Genomic DNA, 17953 nt, shown 5'->3' with positions numbered 1-17953 from the left:
GTACGAGCCGGGCTACGGGATCTGCGCCGCCCGCGCCTCGCGGCTCTCGCGCCGGTTGTCACGGAAGGTGTTCATCCGGCGCGCCGTGGCGAACAGCGGGATCACCGCGCCCATCACCAGCTGCAGCGCGCAACCGGTCTGCAGCAGCAGCTGACCGCCCGGGGCGTCGAACGCCCAGGCCGCCAGCAGGCCCATGCTGAGCACGATCCAGGAGAGCATCGCCACCGCGAGGACGCCCCGCGGCTTCGGGTACTCGACCCGGCTCACCATCAGCCACGCGGTGCCGACGACCGCCAGCAGCGTCGCCTCGAACGGCAGTTCGAGCAACACGATGGAGACGACCGTGAGGGCGCCGAACGGCGAGGGCATGCCCTGGAACGTGCCGTCCTTCATGGTGACGCACGAGAAGCGGGCGAGCCGCAGCACCACCGCCAACAGCACCACGATCGCGCCCACCGCCGCGACCCGCTCGTGCGCGTCCCTCGCGACCATGCCGTACACGAGGACGAAGTACGCGGGCGCCAGGCCGAAGCTGATCAGGTCGGAGAGGTTGTCCAGCTCCGCACCCATCGGCGACGACCGGAGCTTGCGGGCGACGAGGCCGTCGAACAGGTCGAAGACGGCCGCGCACAGCATCAGGATCACGGCCGTGGCCGCGCTGTTGCGGGCCATGCCCGCGTCATCGCCCGAGAGGTGCGGGATCAGGATGCCGGTGGTGGTGAAGTACACCGCCATGAAGCCGCAGGTGGCGTTGCCCAGGGTGAGGGTGTCCGCTATCGACAGGCGGAGCGAGAGGGGCATCTCCTCCTCGCCGTCCGCCTCGTCGGCCTCCGGCACCCAGCCGGCCTGTGTCTCCGGATCAACCACGGTCAATGCGAGTCACCCCAGCCACGGTCTTCTGGCCGACCTCGACGGCCACCTCCACGCCCTCGGGCAGGTAGATGTCGACGCGGGAGCCGAAGCGGATCAGACCGATGCGCTCGCCCTGCTCGACCTTGGTGCCCCGGGGCACGTAGGGGACGATGCGGCGGGCCACCGCGCCGGCGATCTGGATCATCTCGATGTCGCCGAGCTCGGTGTCGAAGTGCCACACCACGCGCTCGTTGTTCTCGCTCTCCTTGTTGAAGGCGGGAACGAAGCCACCGGGGATGTGCTCGACCGACGTCACCGTGCCGGACAGCGGTGCCCGGTTCACGTGGACGTTGAGCGGGCTCATGAAGATCGCGACGCGGGTACGGCCGTCCTTCCACGGCATGATGCTCTGCACCACACCGTCGGCGGGCGAGATGACCCGGCCCTGGGCGATCTCGCGCTCGGGGTCGCGGAAGAACCACAGCATCCCCGCCGCCAGGGCGGTGGCGGGGACGGCGACGGCCTTGGCGGCACCCGAGCGGCGGGCACGCAGCAGGCTGACGGCCGCGGTGGCGACGGTCGGCAGGAGCCACGGCGAGGCTCCGCGCGCGAGGCGTACGCCGGCGAGGCTGTCGCGAGGTGCAGAGGTTTGGCTGTGGGGCATGGATGACCTTCGTAGCGGATGATGCCGCGCACTTGCGGGGGACGGCGGCTTTCCGGCGATCGTAGCGGCTCCGGGCCGTAACTGGGTAAGCCAGTCAGCCGAGTCGGCGGTCGAAGAGTGCATACGAGGTGTGATCATCTTCTCCAAGAAAACACCCCGTATCCGGACATCTAGCCCTGGAATCGATACTCTTCGAGCAGTCGGCGGCCGATGATCATCTTCTGGATCTCGGCGGTGCCCTCACCGATCAGCAGCATCGGTGCCTCCCGGTAGAGGCGCTCGATCTCGTACTCCTTGGAGAAGCCGTAGCCGCCGTGGATCCGGAAGGCGTCCTCCACGACCTCCTTGCAGTACTCGGAGGCGAGGTACTTCGCCATCCCCGCTTCGAGGTCGTTTCGTTCTCCTGAATCCTTTTTGCGTGCTGCGTTCACCATCATCGCATGCGCGGCCTCCACCTTGGTAGCCATCTCCGCCAGCTTGAACTGGACGGCCTGGTGCTGGGCGATCGGCTTGCCGAAAGTGTGACGCTGCTGGGCGTACCGGACACCGAGTTCGAAGGCACGCTGAGCGACGCCGCAACCACGCGCCGCCACGTTGACGCGGCCCACCTCGACGCCGTCCATCATTTGGTAAAAACCTCGGCCGGTGACCCCGCCGAGCACCCGATCGGCGGGAATCCGCAGGTCGTCCATGATGAGCTCGGTGGTGTCGACCCCCTTGTAGCCCATTTTGTCGATCTTGCCGGGGATGGTCAGGCCGGGGCGGACCTCGCCGAAGCCCGGCTCCTTCTCCACCAGGAAGGTGGTCATCGACTTGTGCGGCGCCGTGCCCTCCGGGTGACCCTCGTCACTTCGCACCAGAACGGCCACCAGCGACGACGTGCCGCCGTTCGTCAGCCACATCTTCTGGCCGTTCAGGACGTACTCCCCGCCGTCCTTCACCGCCTTCGACGTGATGGCCGACACATCGGAGCCCAGGCCCGGCTCCGACATCGAGAAGGCGCCCCGGACGTCGCCGGCCGCCATCCTCGGCAGGAAGTGGTCCTTCTGTTCCTGCGTGCCGTGCTGCTTGAGCATGTACGCCACGATGAAGTGCGTGTTGATGATGCCGGACACGGACATCCAGCCGCGGGCGATCTCCTCCACGCACAGCGCGTAGGTGAGGAGCGACTCGCCCAGGCCCCCGTACTCCTCGGGGATCATCAGGCCGAAGAGGCCGAGTTCCTTCAGGCCGTCGACGATCTGCTGCGGGTACTCGTCGCGGTGCTCCAGCCCGGTGGCCACCGGGATGATCTCCTTGTCCACGAAGTCGCGGACGGTGGAGAGGATCTCCTGCTGGACGTCGGTCAGACCCGCGGTCCGGGCGAGACGGCTCATCTCTACTTCCCCTGCTCCCTGAGTTCCGGGCGGCCGGGCTGCTCGCCGCCGCGCTCCTTGATGTACGTCTCGGTGGGCACCATCACCTTGCGGCGGAACACGCACACCAGGGTGCCGTCCTGCTTGTAGCCCCTGGTCTCGACGTGCACGATGCCGCGGTCGTCCTTCGACTTCGACGGCCACTTGTCGAGCACGGTCGTCTCGCCGTAGACCGTGTCGCCGTGGAAGGTCGGCGCCACGTGCCGGAGCGACTCGATCTCCAGGTTGGCGATCGCCTTGCCGGAGACGTCGGGCACCGACATGCCGAGCAGCAGGGAGTAGACGTAGTTCCCGACCACCACGTTCCTGCCGAAGTCCGTCGTCTTCCCGGCGTAGTGCGCGTCCATGTGGAGCGGGTGGTGGTTCATGGTGAGGAGGCAGAACAGGTGGTCGTCGTACTCGGTGACCGTCTTTCCCGGCCAGTGCTTGTACACCGCGCCGACCTCGAACTCCTCGTAGGTGCGTCCGAACTGCATGGCGCTCAGCCCTCCGGGATCTCGAACTTGCTGGTGCGCCGCATGCCGGCGGCGCGGCCCTTGCCCGAGATGACCAGGGCCATCTTGCGGCTGGCCTCGTCGATCATCTCGTCGCCGAGCATCGCCGAGCCCTTCCTGCCGCCCGCCTCGGACGTGTAGTAGTCGTACGCGTCCAGGATCAGCTCGGCGTGGTCGTAGTCCTCCTGCGACGGCGAGAAGATCTCGTTGGACGCCTCGACCTGGCCCGGGTGCAGCACCCACTTGCCGTCGAAGCCGAGGGCGGCGGCGCGCCGCGCGACCTCGCGGTAGCCGTCCACGTTGCGGATCTGCAGGTAGGGGCCGTCGATCGCCTGGAGGTCGTTGGCGCGGGCGGCCATCAGGATCCTCATCAGGATGTAGTGGTAGGCGTCCGCCGGGTAGCCGGGCGGCTGCTCGCCCACGACCAGCGACTTCATGTTGATGGACGCCATGAAGTCGGCCGGGCCGAAGATGATGGTCTCCAGGCGCGGGGAGGCCTGGGCGATCTCGTTGACGTTGTTCAGGCCGCGGGCGTTCTCGATCTGCGCCTCGATGCCGATCCTGCCGACCTCGAAGCCCATCGTCTTCTCGATCTGCGTCAGCAGCAGGTCGAGGGCGACGACCTGCTGGGCGTCCTGAACCTTCGGCAGCATGATGCAGTCGAGGTTCGGGCCGGCCCCCTCGACGACCGTCACGACGTCCCGGTACGTCCACTCGGTCGTCCAGTCGTTGACGCGCACGACACGGGTCTTGCCGGTCCAGTCGCCCTCGTTGAGGAACTTCACGATGGTGTGCCGCGCCTCGGGCTTGGCGAGCGGCGCGCAGGCGTCCTCGAGGTCCAGGAAGACCTGGTCCGCCGGGAGGCCCTGCGCCTTCTCCAGGAAGCGCGGGTTGCTTCCCGGGACCGCCAGACAGGAGCGGCGGGGGCGAAGGCGGTTGACGGTCGTCATGCGGGGACCTCCAGGGGGTCGAGCTTGTTCGCGTGGCGGATCTCGTCGACGATGCGGCCGATGATCCCGGTGATGTCGAAGTCCTTCGGGGTGAAGACCGCGGCGACTCCCGCGGCCCGCAGCTGTTCGGCGTCACCGCTGGGGATGATGCCACCGGCGATCACGGGAATGTCCGTGGCGCCGGCCACACGGAGCCGTTCGAGCACGTCCGGCACCAGCCGGGCGTGCGAACCGGAGAGGATCGACAGGCCCACCGCGTGCACGTCCTCCGCCAGCGCGGCGTCCACGATCTGCTCGGGGGTGAGCCGGATGCCCTGGTAGACCACCTCGAACCCGGCGTCGCGGGCCCGCACGGCGATCTGCTCGGCGCCGTTGGAGTGACCGTCCAGGCCGGGCTTGCCGACCAGGAAGCGCAGCTTGCCCACGCCCAGGTCCTTCGCTGTGAGTTCCACCTTCCGGCGGACCTCCGACAGGGCGGAGCCCTCCTCGGCGGCGACCGCCACCGGGGCCGAGGAGACCCCGGTCGGCGCCCGGAACTCGCCGAACACCTCGCGCAGCGCGCCGGCCCACTCGCCGGTGGTGACGCCGGCCCGGGCGCACTCCAGGGTGGCCTCCATGAGGTTGTCGGTGCCGCGCGCGGCCTCCTTCAGCTTCTCCAGCGCCTTGCACGGGCGCGGGTGGTTGAAGGGCGGCTGGTAGCGCGTGTCGCGCCAGTTCCGCAGCGAGGCGACGACCCGGGCCTCGACCGCGGGGTCGACGGTCTGGATCGCGGTGTCCAGGTCGGCGGTGAGCGGGTTGGGCTCGGTGGACTCGAAGGCGTTGACCCCGATGATCTTCTCCTCGCCGGACTCGATCCGGGCGCGGCGTTCGGCGTGCGAGGAGACCAGCCGGGACTTGAGGTAGCCGGACTCCACGGCGGCCATCGCGCCGCCCATCTCCTGGATCCGCCCGATCTCCGCCGTCGCCTCCGCGACCAGCTCCTCGACCTTGGCCTCGATCACCTTCGAGCCCTCGAAGATGTCCTCGTACTCCAGCAGGTCGCTCTCGTAGGCGAGGACCTGCTGGATGCGCAGCGACCACTGCTGGTCCCAGGGGCGGGGCAGGCCGAGTGCCTCGTTCCAGGCCGGCAGCTGCACGGCACGCGCGCGGGCGTCCTTGGAGAGGGTGACGGCCAGCATCTCCAGCACGATCCGCTGGACGTTGTTCTCCGGCTGCGCCTCGGTCAGTCCGAGGGAGTTGACCTGGACGCCGTAGCGGAAGCGGCGGTGCCGGGGGTCCTCGATGCCGTACCGCTCGCGGGTGAGGGTGTCCCAGATGCGGCCGAACGCGCGCATCTTGCACATCTCCTCGACGAAGCGGACGCCCGCGTTCACGAAGAAGGAGATGCGGCCGACCACGTCGCCCATGCGCTCCTGCGGCACCTGGCCGCTGTCGCGCACCGCGTCGAGCACGGCGATCGCGGTGGACATCGCGTACGCGATCTCCTGCACCGGTGTGGCCCCGGCCTCCTGCAGGTGGTAGCTGCAGATGTTGATCGGGTTCCACTTCGGGATGCGGGAGACCGTGTACGCGATCATGTCGGTCGTCAGGCGGAGCGAGGGCCCCGGCGGGAAGACGTGCGTCCCGCGGGACAGGTACTCCTTGACGATGTCGTTCTGGGTCGTGCCCTGGAGCCTGGTGATGTCCGCGCCCTGCTCCTCGGCGACGACCTGGTAGAGCGCCAGCAGCCACATGGCGGTGGCGTTGATCGTCATCGAGGTGTTCATCTGCTCCAGGGGGATGTCCTGGAACAGCCGGCGCATGTCGCCGAGGTGGGCCACCGGCACCCCGACCCGGCCGACCTCGCCGCGGGCGAGGACGTGGTCGGGGTCGTAGCCGGTCTGGGTCGGCAGGTCGAAGGCGACCGACAGACCCGTCTGCCCCTTGGCGAGGTTGCGCCGGTACAGCTCGTTGGACGCCTCGGCGGTCGAGTGGCCGGCGTACGTCCGCATGAGCCACGGACGGTCCTTCTGACGCTCTGTCATGGCTGCGCCCGCCCTCAGACGTTCCGGAAGCGGTTGATGGCGTCGATGTGCTCGGCCCGCTTCTCGTGGTCGCGCACGCCGAGACCCTCCCCGGGCGCCAGGCACAGCACGCCGACCTTGCCCTGGTGCAGGTTGCGGTGCACGTCGTAGGCGGCCTGGCCGGTGTCCTCCAGGGAGTACACCTTCGACAGGGTCGGGTGGATCCTGCCCTTCGCGATCAGCCGGTTGGCCTCCCAGGCCTCGCGGTAGTTGGCGAAGTGCGAGCCGATGATGCGCTTCAGCGACATCCACAGGTAGCGGTTGTCGTACTGGTGCATGTAGCCCGAGGTCGAGGCGCACGTGGTGATGGTGCCGCCCTTGCGGGTGACGTACACCGAGGCGCCGAAGGTCTCGCGGCCGGGGTGCTCGAAGACGATGTCGATGTCCTCGCCGCCGGTGAGCTCGCGGATGCGCTTGCCGAAGCGCTTCCACTCCTTGGGGTCCTGGGTGTTCTCGTCCTTCCAGAACCTGTAGCCCTCGGCGCTGCGGTCGATGATCGCCTCGGCGCCCATCGAGCGGCAGATCTCCGCCTTCTGGTCGCTGGAGACGACGCAGATCGGGTTGGCGCCGCCGGCCAGCGCGAACTGGGTGGCGTAGGAGCCGAGACCGCCGCTCGCGCCCCAGATGAGCACGTTGTCGCCCTGCTTCATCCCGGCGCCGTTGCGGGAGACCAGCTGCCGGTAGGCGGTGGAGTTGACCAGGCCGGGGGCGGCGGCCTCCTCCCAGCTGAGGTGGTCCGGCTTCGGCATCAGCTGGTTGGACTTCACCAGGGCGATCTCGGCGAGGCCGCCGAAGTTGGTCTCGAAGCCCCAGATGCGCTGCTCGGGGTCGAGCATCGTGTCGTTGTGGCCGTCGGACGACTCCAGCTCGACGGAGAGGCAGTGGGCGACGACCTCGTCGCCGGGCTTCCAGGAGTTGACGCCGGGGCCGGTGCGCAGCACGACGCCCGCCAGGTCGGAGCCGATGATGTGGTACGGCAGGTCGTGGCGCCTGGCCAGCTCGCTGGTGCGGCCGTAGCGCTCGAGGAACCCGAAGGTGGACAGCGGCTCGAAGATCGAGGTCCACACCGAGTTGTAGTTGACCGAGGAGGCCATGACGGCCACCAGCGCCTCACCCGGGCCGAGTTCGGGCAGCGGCACGTCGTCCAGGTGGATCGACTTGCGGGGGTCCTTGTCGCGGGTCTCGAGGCCCGCGAACATCTCCGTCTCGTCCTTGTGCACGGTGATCGCGCGGTACGACTCGGGGAGCGGCAGGGCGGCGAAGTCCTCCGACGTGGAGTCGGGCGACTGGATCGCGGCCAGGATGTCCTTGACGGTCACGGTGTTGCCTCCGGCGGTGTGCGCCCTGAGGGAGGGGCGCTGAGGGGTACGTCGGTGTGCTGCTGAGGGGTGAGGGGTGCCGTCGGTTCGGCGGTGGTGCTTCGGCAGCGCGTGGTGTGCGCGGGAGGTTGCCTGTGACGCAGGCGTCCGGACGTGCGGGCGGTGGGCCCGCCGGGACTCGCCCGGACTCCTTCAACGTATGGCACGCCGTGTCATCCGGCAAGGCACTGCGTGCCAGAACTTGAGCTCAGGTGAAATCTTTACCCATCAGATGAGCGATGATCGATCGAACGGGCCGGGGGACGGGGGCGAAAGGGGCCCTGACATGGCAAAACGGCCACCCCGTGGGGTGGCCGTCGTCACAGCGGCGAGGGGCTGTTCAGCGCTCCTTGAGCGCCTGCTCGATGGTCCGCATCACCTCGTCCAGCGGGGCGTCCACGTGCGCGACCGTCACCAGGACCTCGCCGTGCGCGGAGACCGAGGCGGTCGGCGGCTTCGGGGAGGCGGTGCGCCGGCCCGCCATGATCCCGCTGCCGAAGGTCTTGCGGACGATCGCGAAGGCGTGGTCCAGCTGGGCCTCCACGTCGCCCTGCCCGTCGGCCCTGAGCCAGCGCCGCAGCACGTGGTTGTGCGCGGTGACCACGGCGGACGCGGCGACCTCCGCCAGCAGCGGGTCGTCGTTGGCGTCGTCGTCGTGCGCGTGCTCGTCGAAGTGGCCGAGGAGGTAGCGGGTGAACAGGCGCTCGTAGCGGGCCACCGACGCGATCTCGGCCTCGCGCAGGGTGGGCACCTCGCGCGTCAGCCGGTAGCGGGCGACCGAGATCTCCGGCCGCGCCGCGTACATCCTCATGACCTCCTTGATGCCCCGGCACACCGTGTCGAGCGGATGCTCGTGCGCGGGGGCGGCGTTGAGCACCGCCTCGGCGCGGACCAGGGTGTCGTCGTGGTCGGGGAAGATCGCCTCCTCCTTGGAGCGGAAGTGGCGGAAGAAGGTGCGGCGGGCGACCCCGGCGGCGGCCGCGATCTCGTCGACGGTGGTGGCCTCGTACCCCTTGGTCGCGAACAGCTCCATCGCGGCGGCCGCCAGTTCCCGGCGCATCTTGAGCCGCTGGGCGGCGGCACGGGAGCCTGCGGCGCTTTCCGGCGGCTCGGTCGTGGCTGACGTACGTGCGGACTTGGCGGGCTGGGACATGCCCCGAACGTACTGCATGCGCGCGGCTCGGTGCGCACGGCCGGGGCCTCCCCCGCCCTCGGCGGGCGGGGGAGGGGCGCCGGGGACCGGCGGCGGGAACCGGTCGGGGTCGAGCAGTCCGCCCCACTGGGCGCCGCCGTCGAACCGGTCGCCGGGAGGCGGTTCAGCGCTTGGCATATTCGCGGAAGCCACGGCCGGTCTTGCGGCCGAGGCAGCCCGCGGCCACCAGGTGCTCCAGCAGCGGCGCCGGGGCGAGGCCCGGGTCGCGGAACTCGCGGTGCAGCACCTTCTCGATGGCCAGCGAGACGTCGAGGCCGACGACGTCGAGCAGTTCGAACGGCCCCATCGGGTAGCCGCCGCCCAGCCTCATCGCGGCGTCGATGTCGTCGAGGGAGGCGTAGTGCTCCTGCACCATCTTGATCGCGTTGTTGAGGTACGGGAACAGCAGCGCGTTCACGATGAAGCCGGCCCGGTCGCCGCAGTCCACGGCGTGCTTGCGGATCGTGCCGCAGACCTCGCGCACGGTGGCGTGGACGTCGTCCGCGGTCAGCACGGTGCGCACCACCTCGACCAGTTTCATGGCCGGCGCGGGGTTGAAGAAGTGCATGCCGATCACGTCCTGCGGCCGCGAGGTGGCGCGGGCGCAGGCGACGACCGGGAGGGAGGACGTGGTGGTGGCGAGCACCGCGCCCGGCTTGCAGACCTTGTCCAGCGTCGCGAACAGCTGCCGCTTGACCTCCAGGTCCTCGGCGACCGCCTCGAGCGCGAGGTCGACGTCGGCGAAGTCGTCGTAGGCGCCCGTCGGACGCACCCGCTCCAGGGCCCGGGCGGCGGCCTCGGCGGTCATCCGGCCCTTGTCGACCGAGCGCGCCAGGTTCTTCCCGATCCGGGCCTTGGCGCTCTGCGCCTTCTCCGCGCTGCGGGCGGCCAGGACCACCTCGTAGCCGGCCCTGGCGAAGACCTCGGCGATGCCGGAGGCCATGGTGCCGGAGCCCGCGACCCCCACCGAACGCACCGGCCGGCCGGCGGTGGGGGAACCGCCCTCCGGCGGGGTCAGGGCGTCCCGCACGACGGTCCCGCTGCCGGGGGCCTCGTAGGTGTAGAAGCCGCGCCCCGCCTTGCGGCCCGTCAGGCCCGCCTCGCTGAGCTGCTTGAGGATCGGGGCCGGGGCGTGCAGCCGGTCGCGGGACTCGGCGTACATGGCCTCCAGGACCGTGCGCGCGGTGTCGACGCCGATCAGGTCGAGCAGCGCCAGCGGACCCATGGGCAGCCCGCAGCCCAGCCGCATCGCGGCGTCGATGTCCTCGCGGGAGGCGTAGTTCGCCTCGTACATCGCGGCGGCCTGGTTGAGGTAGCCGAACAGCAGGCCGTCGGCGACGAAGCCGGGCCGGTCACCGACCGCGACCGGCTCCTTGCCGAGGTCCAGGGCGAGGTGGGTGACCGCGGTGACGGCCGCGGGGGCGGTCAGCACCGAGGAGACGATCTCGACCAGTTTCATCGCCGGAGCCGGGTTGAAGAAGTGCATGCCCAGCACCCGCTCGGGGCGGGCGGAGTCGGCGGCGAGCCGGGTGACGGACAGGGCGTTGGTGCCGGTCGCCAGGATGGCCTCCGGCCGCACGACCGCGTCGAGTTCGCGCAGGATCTGCTGCTTGATCTCGTACGACTCCGGGGCCACCTCGATCACCAGGTCGGCGTCGGCCGCGGCCCTGAGGTCGGTCGAGGTGGCGACGCGGGCGAGGAGGTCCGCGCGCCGCTCCCCGGTCAGCCGGCCGCGCTCCACGGCGCGGGCGGTCGAGGCCTCCAGGGCGGCGACGCACCGGGCCGCCTGGGCCTCGCTGACGTCGATGCCGATCACGTCGCGGCCGGCGGCGGCCAGGACCTCGGCGATGCCGGTGCCCATCGTGCCGAGGCCGACCACGGCGACGGTCCGGAGCGGGGACGGAGGGGTGTCGGACAGGGGAGTGGCCATCGCGGGACTCCAGGAATGAGGGTGACGACGGGAAACACGCCCGGGTGCGCCGGAGGGCGCACCGGGTGCGTACGGAATGCGGGTGTGGACCGGGCTGCGAGCGCACACGCCCGGCGCCGTCGAGGGAGCGACGGCGGATCCGGCCGGCCCTGTCCCGGGGCCGAGCCGTACTGCGGTACACGGGGTACCGAACCGACTGCGACTCACGACGGCCGCGTCACCAGACCGCCGCGAGGAGGGGTGCGAGTGGGTAACTCGCTCGTCTGAGCTTAACCCGCGGGTAACGAGCGCGCCAGCCCCCGGGGTTCGTGAGGTACGTCCCGGACGCCCCGCCCGGCCTCTAACCTCTGGGGCATGGACGAAGAGGTGCGATCGCTCACGGAACGCTTACGGGCGGAATCGGGTGGATCGGCGGAGTACGAGCGTCTCCTGGCCGCGGACGACCCCGACCTCCTGGCCGGCGTCCTCACCGAGGCCGGGCGGCCGCTGTGGGCGCGGGAACTGGCCGCGTTCCGGCTGGGGCTGGCGGGGGACCGGCGGGCGTTCGAGGCGCTGGTGCTGTTCCTCAACCACCGCGACCCGCCCCGCTGCGCCGCCGCCGCCCACGCCCTCGCCCGCCTCGGCGACCCGCGCACCGCCCGCGCCGCCGCCGCCCTCGCCACCAACGAACTCCGGGTCGCCTACGCCCTGCACCCCGTCCGCCTGCTGACCGCGCTGCGCGCCCCCGAGGCGGTCCCCGCCCTGATCACCACGTTGCGGCGGCGTCTGCACCCCCACGATCCGTACCGCCGGGTCGCGCTGGCCTGTGTGGAGGGCCTGGGCGAACTCGGCGACCCGCGCGCCGAGCCCGTGCTCGAGGACGCCCTCGCCCATCCGGCGCTGGCCGAGGCGGCGGTGCGCGCGCTGGCCCGGATCCGCCGGCCGCGCTGAGGCCGCTCAGCGGCGGAAGCCGAGCAGGCCGTGCAGGGTCGAACCGCGTGCCGACGTCGGCGCCGCCTTCGAGGTCAGCGGCTCGGGGTCGGGCAGCGCCGCGCACACCGCGTCGGCCCCGCCGCCCCCGCGCGGCACGGTCCCGTCGGCCAGGTAGGCCGTCAGGTGCCGGTCCAGGCAGGCGTTCCCGCTCAGGGTGACGCCGTGGTTGCCGCCGCCCGACTCGACCACCAGGCTGGAGCGGGCCAGCAGCCGGTGGACGGTGACACCGCCCTGGTACGGGGTCGCCGCGTCGTGCGTCGCCTGGAACAGCAGCACGGGCGGCAGCTTGTCGTTGCGGACGCGCCGGGGCCGCAGGGAACCGGTCGGCCAGAACGCGCACGGCGCGTTGTACCAGGCGTTGTTCCAGGCCATGAACGGCGCCCGCCCGTGCGCCTCCCAGGTGTCCTTGCGCCACTGCCGCCAGTCACGCGGCCAGGGGGCGTCCCGGCACTGCACCGCGGTGTAGACGCTGTAGCCGTTGTCGGCGGCGGCGTCGCCCGCGGCGAAGTTCTCGTACGCCTCGATCAGCGGCCCGGCGTCCCGTTCGTTCGCGTACGCCGAGAACGCCTCCGCGAGATGGGGCCAGTAGCCGTTGTAGTAGCCGCCCGGGAGGTAGGTGTCCTCCAGCTCGGCGGCGCCCACCCTGCCGCCGGCCGGGTCCTCCTTCAGGGCCGCGCGCATCGCGTACCAGGCGGCTTCGACCTTCTCCGGATCGGTGCCCAGTCCGTACGCGGAGTCGTGCCGGGCGACCCAGGCCAGGAAGGCGCGGTGGCGGTCGTCGAACGCGTGGTCCTGGTTCAGGTTGGCGTCGTACCAGACCCCGGTGGGGTCGACGACCGAGTCCAGGACCATGCGCCGCACCCGCTGCGGGAAGAGCTTGGCGTAGACGGCGCCCAGATAGGTGCCGTAGGAGTACCCGAGGTAATTGAGCTTCCTGGCGCCCAGCGCCCGCCGGATCACGTCCATGTCGCGCGCCGTGCTGTCCGTGTCGAGGTGCGGCAGCAGCTCGGCGTGCTCGCGCCCGCAGGCCGCGGCGAACGACCGCACGCGCGCCAGGTTCGCCCGCTCGGCCTCGGGCGAGACCGGCACCGGGTCCGGGCGCACCGGGTCGAAGTGGCCGGGCCGGCAGTCGAGCGCCGGTTCGCTCGCGCCCACTCCGCGGGGGTCGAAGCCGACGACGTCGTACTGGGCGGCCACCTGCCCGGGCAGCGCCGCCGCGACGAACCCGGCGAGCGTCAGACCGCTGCCGCCGGGGCCGCCGGGGTTCACCAGCAGGGGGCCCTGGTACTCCTGTGCGGTGTGCGGGACACGGGACAGCGCGAGCGTGATCCTCCGCCCGGCCGGTTCGGCGTGGTCGAGCGGCACCTCGACGGACGCGCACTGCAGCGTCGGGTACTCGTCGGTCCCGCACTTCTCCCACGCGGGTTCCGCGACGTGGAAGGTCTCCGTGGCGCGCGGGGCGCCGGCCTCGGCGGGCGCGGCCGTGAGGCTTCCGGCCAGCACGACGGCGGCACCGCACAGCACGGCTGCGCGTTTTCTCATGAGGGGGCTCTCCCGGGACGGAGGTGCTGCGGACCGCGGGCTCACGGCTCACGCGGCATCGTCCCGGTAGGGGCCCCCGTTCGAACGCGTTCCGCTGATTCTTGACCCGATCGGGTCGCCGGATCCGCTCGAACGCCTCCGAAGGAGCGTCAGTCGGGTCGGGCCGGTGCGCCTCGCGCCTCGGCGGGGCGCGAGGACCGTGATCCGGTGTGACGCACGGATCGACTCCTCCGTCCCGCCCCTGCCACCGCGACGGCCGTCCTGGTGGCGCTCGGCGCGGCACCGGTCGCCCGCGCCGCCGACGCGTCGCCGGCCCGGTGCTACCCGGGACCGATGAAGGCCGAGGAGAGGTGGCGGGCCGACGCCGGTGAGGGGATCGAGGCGGCCGTCATCGGCTCGGGAGCGAACCCGGACACGCCCTCCCCCGAGGGGCAGGTCATCGAGGGGCGGACGCACTGGCCGCGGACGGGCTGTCGGAGGAGAGCCCGACGGACACCCGGGACGAGACGGGCGAGGGAACCACCACCGCCGAACCGGTCGCGGGAACCGGCCGTGGCGCCGGCCGCAGGAGCCGTCCTGGTGGTGGGACGGCGCCGACGGCGCGCCTGAGTCCGGTGGCGGGGCGGCCGGTGCGAAGTAGTCGTGCGCGCCGCGGCCCGCGGGCCTGCGCCGCGTGGGCTCACCGGCCCTCCAGCCGATCGGTCGTGCGCTCGCGCAGGAGCAGCCACCGTCCGAGGGGGGCGCCGTCCGCCCGGCCCGCGCCGCCGCCCTGGAGCAGCGCGCGGTACGCGGCCGCCCCCGCCCGGGGTGCGGTGGGCCGCAGGCCGTGGTCGTCCCGGTCCGTGATCGATGCGGTCATGTTCTTCCAGACCCTGTCGGCCTGCGGTGCGCTGACCATGGGAGACCACTCCAGGTGAAGGGGGACGTGGGAGAAGGGCGCGCCACGGGGACCCGGCGTGCCGCAGGCGCGGGCCGTGACCGCCCCCGCGCTGCCGGCCCGGCCGTCTCCGCGGTCCGGTGAGGGGCCATGCCGGCGCATGACGCCCTCCCCGGGATCGCTGCGCCACAGAATAGAACACGAGTTCCTCTGATCGTGCGGGCGACATCTTCGGTCACCCTCCCGATCACAACCGAACCCCCGATTTGGGCGGCCGGGCACCGGGGTGGTTGGCTTGCCCCGACCCGAGAACCCATGCCCTGGAGGTAAGCGATGGCGCAGGTCGAGGCCACTACGGAGCGGATCGTCGCGGCGGACGCGGAGACGGTGTTCGACGCCCTCGCCGACTACAGCGGCACACGGGCGAAGGTGATGCCCGAGCAGTACAGCGAGTACGAGGTCCGCGAGGGCGGCGACGGCGAGGGCACCCTCGTGCACTGGAAGCTCCAGGCCACCAGCAAGCGTGTCCGCGACTGCCTCCTGGAGGTCACCGAGCCGACCGACGGCGAGCTGGTCGAGAAGGACCGCAACTCCTCCATGGTCACCACCTGGCGGGTCACCCCGGCCGGCGAGGGCCGCTCCCGGGTCGTCGTGACCACCGTCTGGAACGGCGCCGGAGGCATCGGCGGCTTCTTCGAGAAGACCTTCGCGCCCAAGGGCCTCGCCCGGATCCACGACGCCCTGCTGGCCCGGCTGGCCGCGGAGCTCGAGCAGTGAGGGGCGACAACCCCTCGTGAGGCGTGCGGAGTTGGCTCCTCACCGGTTCGAGTGATCTCGTCACGACCCTTCCCCGTCCCGTAACTCACCGTGCTTGCCCGTAGTTGTCGCTTTCACGCGGGAAGTGTCCGGCGGTGCGACGAGGGGAGCGGCACGTGGGCGGGATCACTCTGACGCAGGACGAGCCGGTCACGGCGCCACCGGCCGGGGGCCCGCCGCCCCCGGCACCGGACGCCGGGCAGGGCCTGAGCCCGCGCCGGGTCCGGCTGGTCTTCCTCGCCCTGATGCTCGCGCTGCTGCTGGCCGCGCTGGAGCAGATGATCGTCGCCACCGCGCTCCCCAGGATCGTCGGCGAGCTGCACGGTCTCGACAACATGTCCTGGGCGATCACCGCCTACCTGCTCACCTCCACCGTCGGACTGCCGGTCTACGGCAAGCTCGGCGACCTGTTCGGCCGCAAGGGCGTCTTCCAGTTCGCGATCCTCGTCTTCGTCATCGGCTCCGCGCTGGCCGGCCGCGCGACGACCATGGACCAGCTGATCGCCTACCGCGCGGTGCAGGGCGTCGGCGCGGGCGGTTTGATGATCGGCGTCCAGGCGATCATCGCGGACATCGTGCCCGCGCGCCGGCGCGGCCGCTACATGGGGATGATCGGGGCCGCCTTCGGTCTCGCCTCCGTCGCCGGACCGCTGCTCGGCGGCTACTTCACCGACCACCTCTCCTGGCGCTGGTGCTTCTACGTCAACGTCCCCTTCGGCATCGTCACCATGGTCGTCGTCGCCCTGGTGCTCGAGCTCCCCAAGCCGGCCGCCCGGGGCCGTTTCGACGTCCTCGGCACGCTGCTGCTGGCCGCCGCCTCCACCTGCCTGGTGCTGCTGACCACCTGGGGCGGCACCGAGTACGCCTGGGACTCCCGCACCGTGCTCGGCCTCGGCGCGGGCGCGGCGGCGGCCGGCGTCCTCTTCCTCGTCGTCGAGCGCTTCGCCGCCGAACCCCTCATCCCCCTCAGGCTGTTCCGGGACTCCGTCTTCAACGTCACCGGCCTGGTGGGCCTGGTGACCGGCGTCGCCCTGTTCGGCGCCGCCAGCTACCTCCCGACGTACCTGCAGATGGTCGACGGGGTCTCCGCCACCGAGTCCGGGCTGCTGATGCTGCCCATGACGGGCGGCATCGTCGGTGCCTCGATCGCCTCCGGGCAGCTCATCAGCCGCACCGGCCGCTACCGGTGGCACCCCGTCGTCGGCACCGCCCTCTCCGTCGTCGGCATGTGGCTGCTCTCCCGCCTGGAAACCGGCACGCCCCGGCTGCACTACGGCATCTGGATGACCGTCCTCGGCGCCGGCATCGGCATGGTGATGCCGGTGCTGATCCTCGCCGTGCAGAACTCCGTGCGCCCCGCCGACCTCGGTGTCGCCACCAGCGCCAACAACTACTTCCGGCAGATCGGCGGCAGCGTCGGCGCCGCCGTCTTCGGCACCCTCTTCGCCGGCCGGCTCACCGACGCGCTCGACGAGCGCCTCCCCCCCGACGCGAGCACGCCCGACCCCGAGTCGATCACCCCCGAGCTCGTGCACGCGCTGCCGCCCGGGCTGCGCGACGCCTATGTGCAGGCCTACGCCGACGCCATGCCCCGCATCTTCCTCCACCTGGTGCCGGTGCTCGTCCTCGGTCTGCTCATCGCCTTCTTCCTCAAGGAGAAACCACTGGTGTCCCACCACGCCCCCACCGCCGACCCGGCCCAGGAAGCACCCCGCCCCACCACGCGGGTGCCGCAGGCACGCCCGCCCCACACCGGCGGCATCCCCGTCTGCGGCACCGTGCAGCACCCCGACGGGACCGCCGTACCGCGCGCGGCGCTCACCCTCATCGACGTCTCCGGACAGCAGACCGGACGGGGCGCCAGCGGTGAGGACGGGCGGTACGCGCTGGCCACGCCCGGCCCGGGATCGTACGTCCTGATCGCCGCCGCGGGCGGTCACCAGCCGCAGGCGGTCTCCGTGACCGTCGGCGAGCGACCCGTGGAACTCGACGTCGTCCTCGGCGGCGCGGGCCGCCTGGCCGGCAGCGTGGTCACCGCCGACGGCACACCGGTGCGGGACGCCGCCGTCACCCTCACCAACGTCCACGGGGAGGTCGTCGCCAGCACCCGCAGCGGCCGCGAGGGCGGGTACGTGATCACCGAGCTGGTGGCCGGCGAGTACACCCTCGCCGCGAGCGCGCCCGCCTTCCGTCCGGCCGCCCTCCCCGTCACCGTCCAGGCCGCCCGCGAGACCCGCCAGGACGTCGAGCTGGCCGGCGGCGCCGTGCTGCGCGGCACGGTGCGGGCCGGCGGCGGACGGCCGGTCGAGGAGGCGCGCGTGACCCTGCTGGACGCCGCGGGCAACGTCGTCGACACCCTCACCACCGGACCCGACGGCACCTTCCGGTTCGTCGACCTGGCGTCGGGCGAGTACACCGTCATCGCCGCCGGTTACCCACCGGTCGCGACCGTGCTCCAGGTGGCCGGCGGGGGCCGTACGGAACGCGACCTCCAGCTGGGGCACGAGGACTGAGACGGCCCGTCACCCGCCGGCCGGTGCGCTCCCCGGCGCGCCGGGCACGGGGGCCCTCAGCCGTCCCGCGCGTCGCGGACCACGGCCGGCCGGCCGCTGGCCCAGCACGTCGCGGCGATCGAGTGGGGGGTGCGCGGCGCCCGCAGGAAACCGGTCGTCCTGACGCTCGGCCCCGGCTGGGCGGGGCAGCGGGCGGCGGGCCTGCCCCATCCCCCCCCGGACTGGCGGAGGCCGTCGCCGCGGTGGAGGCGGTCGTGCGCGGGTGAGGCGGCCCATTCAAAATTTACTCCCTTTAAAATTTGCAGATTTCCGTAC

The 17953-nt window shown here is 71.7% G+C and carries 14 protein-coding genes; 3 read left to right on the top strand and 11 right to left on the bottom strand.

Translation table 11 applies throughout. From position 1 onward, the window contains the following. Positions 1-12: 12 nt before the first annotated feature. The 9 genes from pssA to ABTY20_RS28135 all read right to left on the bottom strand — a co-directional run bounded on the left by pssA (position 13) and on the right by ABTY20_RS28135 (position 10918). Positions 13-873: a CDP-diacylglycerol--serine O-phosphatidyltransferase gene (gene pssA / locus ABTY20_RS28175; protein WP_351999867.1), complete on the bottom strand. Its 861-nt coding sequence runs from the start codon at positions 871-873 to the stop codon at positions 13-15. Further along, positions 860-1516, bottom strand: a complete 657-nt coding sequence (locus ABTY20_RS28170) for a phosphatidylserine decarboxylase (protein ID WP_351999866.1) — start codon at positions 1514-1516, stop codon at positions 860-862. Before ABTY20_RS28170 ends, pssA begins: the two co-directional genes overlap by 14 nt. Positions 1517-1686: 170 nt before the next feature. Then, complete coding sequence (locus ABTY20_RS28165) at positions 1687-2892, bottom strand: acyl-CoA dehydrogenase family protein (RefSeq protein ID WP_351999865.1); 1206 nt, start codon at positions 2890-2892, stop codon at positions 1687-1689. Positions 2893-2894: 2 nt separating this feature from the next. Then, the gene (locus ABTY20_RS28160) at positions 2895-3407 is read right to left on the bottom strand and encodes a MaoC family dehydratase (protein WP_351999864.1); all 513 of its coding nucleotides are present in this window, start codon (positions 3405-3407) and stop codon (positions 2895-2897) included. Positions 3408-3412: 5 nt separating this feature from the next. Further along, the gene (locus tag ABTY20_RS28155) at positions 3413-4375 is read right to left on the bottom strand and encodes an HpcH/HpaI aldolase/citrate lyase family protein (protein WP_351999863.1); all 963 of its coding nucleotides are present in this window, start codon (positions 4373-4375) and stop codon (positions 3413-3415) included. Next, a complete protein-coding gene (locus tag ABTY20_RS28150) occupies positions 4372-6399 on the bottom strand; it encodes an ethylmalonyl-CoA mutase (protein WP_351999862.1) in 2028 nt (675 codons plus the stop codon). Before ABTY20_RS28150 ends, ABTY20_RS28155 begins: the two co-directional genes overlap by 4 nt. Before the next feature lie 14 nt (positions 6400-6413). Beyond that, on the bottom strand, positions 6414-7757 hold the full coding sequence (gene ccrA / locus ABTY20_RS28145) for a crotonyl-CoA carboxylase/reductase (protein WP_351999861.1): 1344 nt from the start codon (positions 7755-7757) through the stop codon (positions 6414-6416). A 379-nt stretch (positions 7758-8136) separates the two neighbouring features. Further along, positions 8137-8949, bottom strand: coding sequence for a TetR family transcriptional regulator (locus ABTY20_RS28140; protein WP_351999860.1), 813 nt, complete (start codon positions 8947-8949; stop codon positions 8137-8139). Between the two features lie 163 nt (positions 8950-9112). After that, on the bottom strand, positions 9113-10918 hold the full coding sequence (locus tag ABTY20_RS28135) for a 3-hydroxyacyl-CoA dehydrogenase family protein (protein WP_351999859.1): 1806 nt from the start codon (positions 10916-10918) through the stop codon (positions 9113-9115). 354 nt (positions 10919-11272) lie between these two features. On the opposite strand from ABTY20_RS28135, the gene ABTY20_RS28130 reads away from it, so the two are divergent. Then, the gene (locus tag ABTY20_RS28130) at positions 11273-11848 is read left to right on the top strand and encodes an adenylosuccinate lyase (RefSeq protein WP_351999858.1); all 576 of its coding nucleotides are present in this window, start codon (positions 11273-11275) and stop codon (positions 11846-11848) included. Between the two features lie 6 nt (positions 11849-11854). Here the strand turns inward: ABTY20_RS28130 and ABTY20_RS28125 are convergent, their stop codons facing one another. Together ABTY20_RS28125 and ABTY20_RS28120 are read right to left on the bottom strand one after the other, a co-directional pair. Further along, positions 11855-13432, bottom strand: a complete 1578-nt coding sequence (locus ABTY20_RS28125; protein WP_351999857.1) for an alpha/beta hydrolase — start codon at positions 13430-13432, stop codon at positions 11855-11857. A gap of 679 nt (positions 13433-14111) precedes the next feature. Next, complete coding sequence (locus ABTY20_RS28120) at positions 14112-14330, bottom strand: hypothetical protein (RefSeq protein WP_351999856.1); 219 nt, start codon at positions 14328-14330, stop codon at positions 14112-14114. 312 nt (positions 14331-14642) lie between these two features. On the opposite strand from ABTY20_RS28120, the gene ABTY20_RS28115 reads away from it, so the two are divergent. Beyond that, on the top strand, positions 14643-15086 hold the full coding sequence (locus ABTY20_RS28115; protein ID WP_351999855.1) for an SRPBCC family protein: 444 nt from the start codon (positions 14643-14645) through the stop codon (positions 15084-15086). A gap of 155 nt (positions 15087-15241) precedes the next feature. After that, positions 15242-17638 carry an MFS transporter gene (locus ABTY20_RS28110; RefSeq protein WP_351999854.1) on the top strand — a complete coding sequence of 799 codons (2397 nt, stop codon included), beginning with the start codon at positions 15242-15244 and terminating at the stop codon, positions 17636-17638. The last annotated feature ends 315 nt before the right edge of the window (positions 17639-17953 follow it).

The organism is Streptomyces sp. NPDC126497 (assembly GCF_040302425.1).
Classification (GTDB): domain Bacteria; phylum Actinomycetota; class Actinomycetes; order Streptomycetales; family Streptomycetaceae; genus Streptomyces.
The sequence above is the reverse complement of the archived record's forward strand: the minus strand, read 5'-3'. Positions and strand labels throughout refer to the sequence as shown.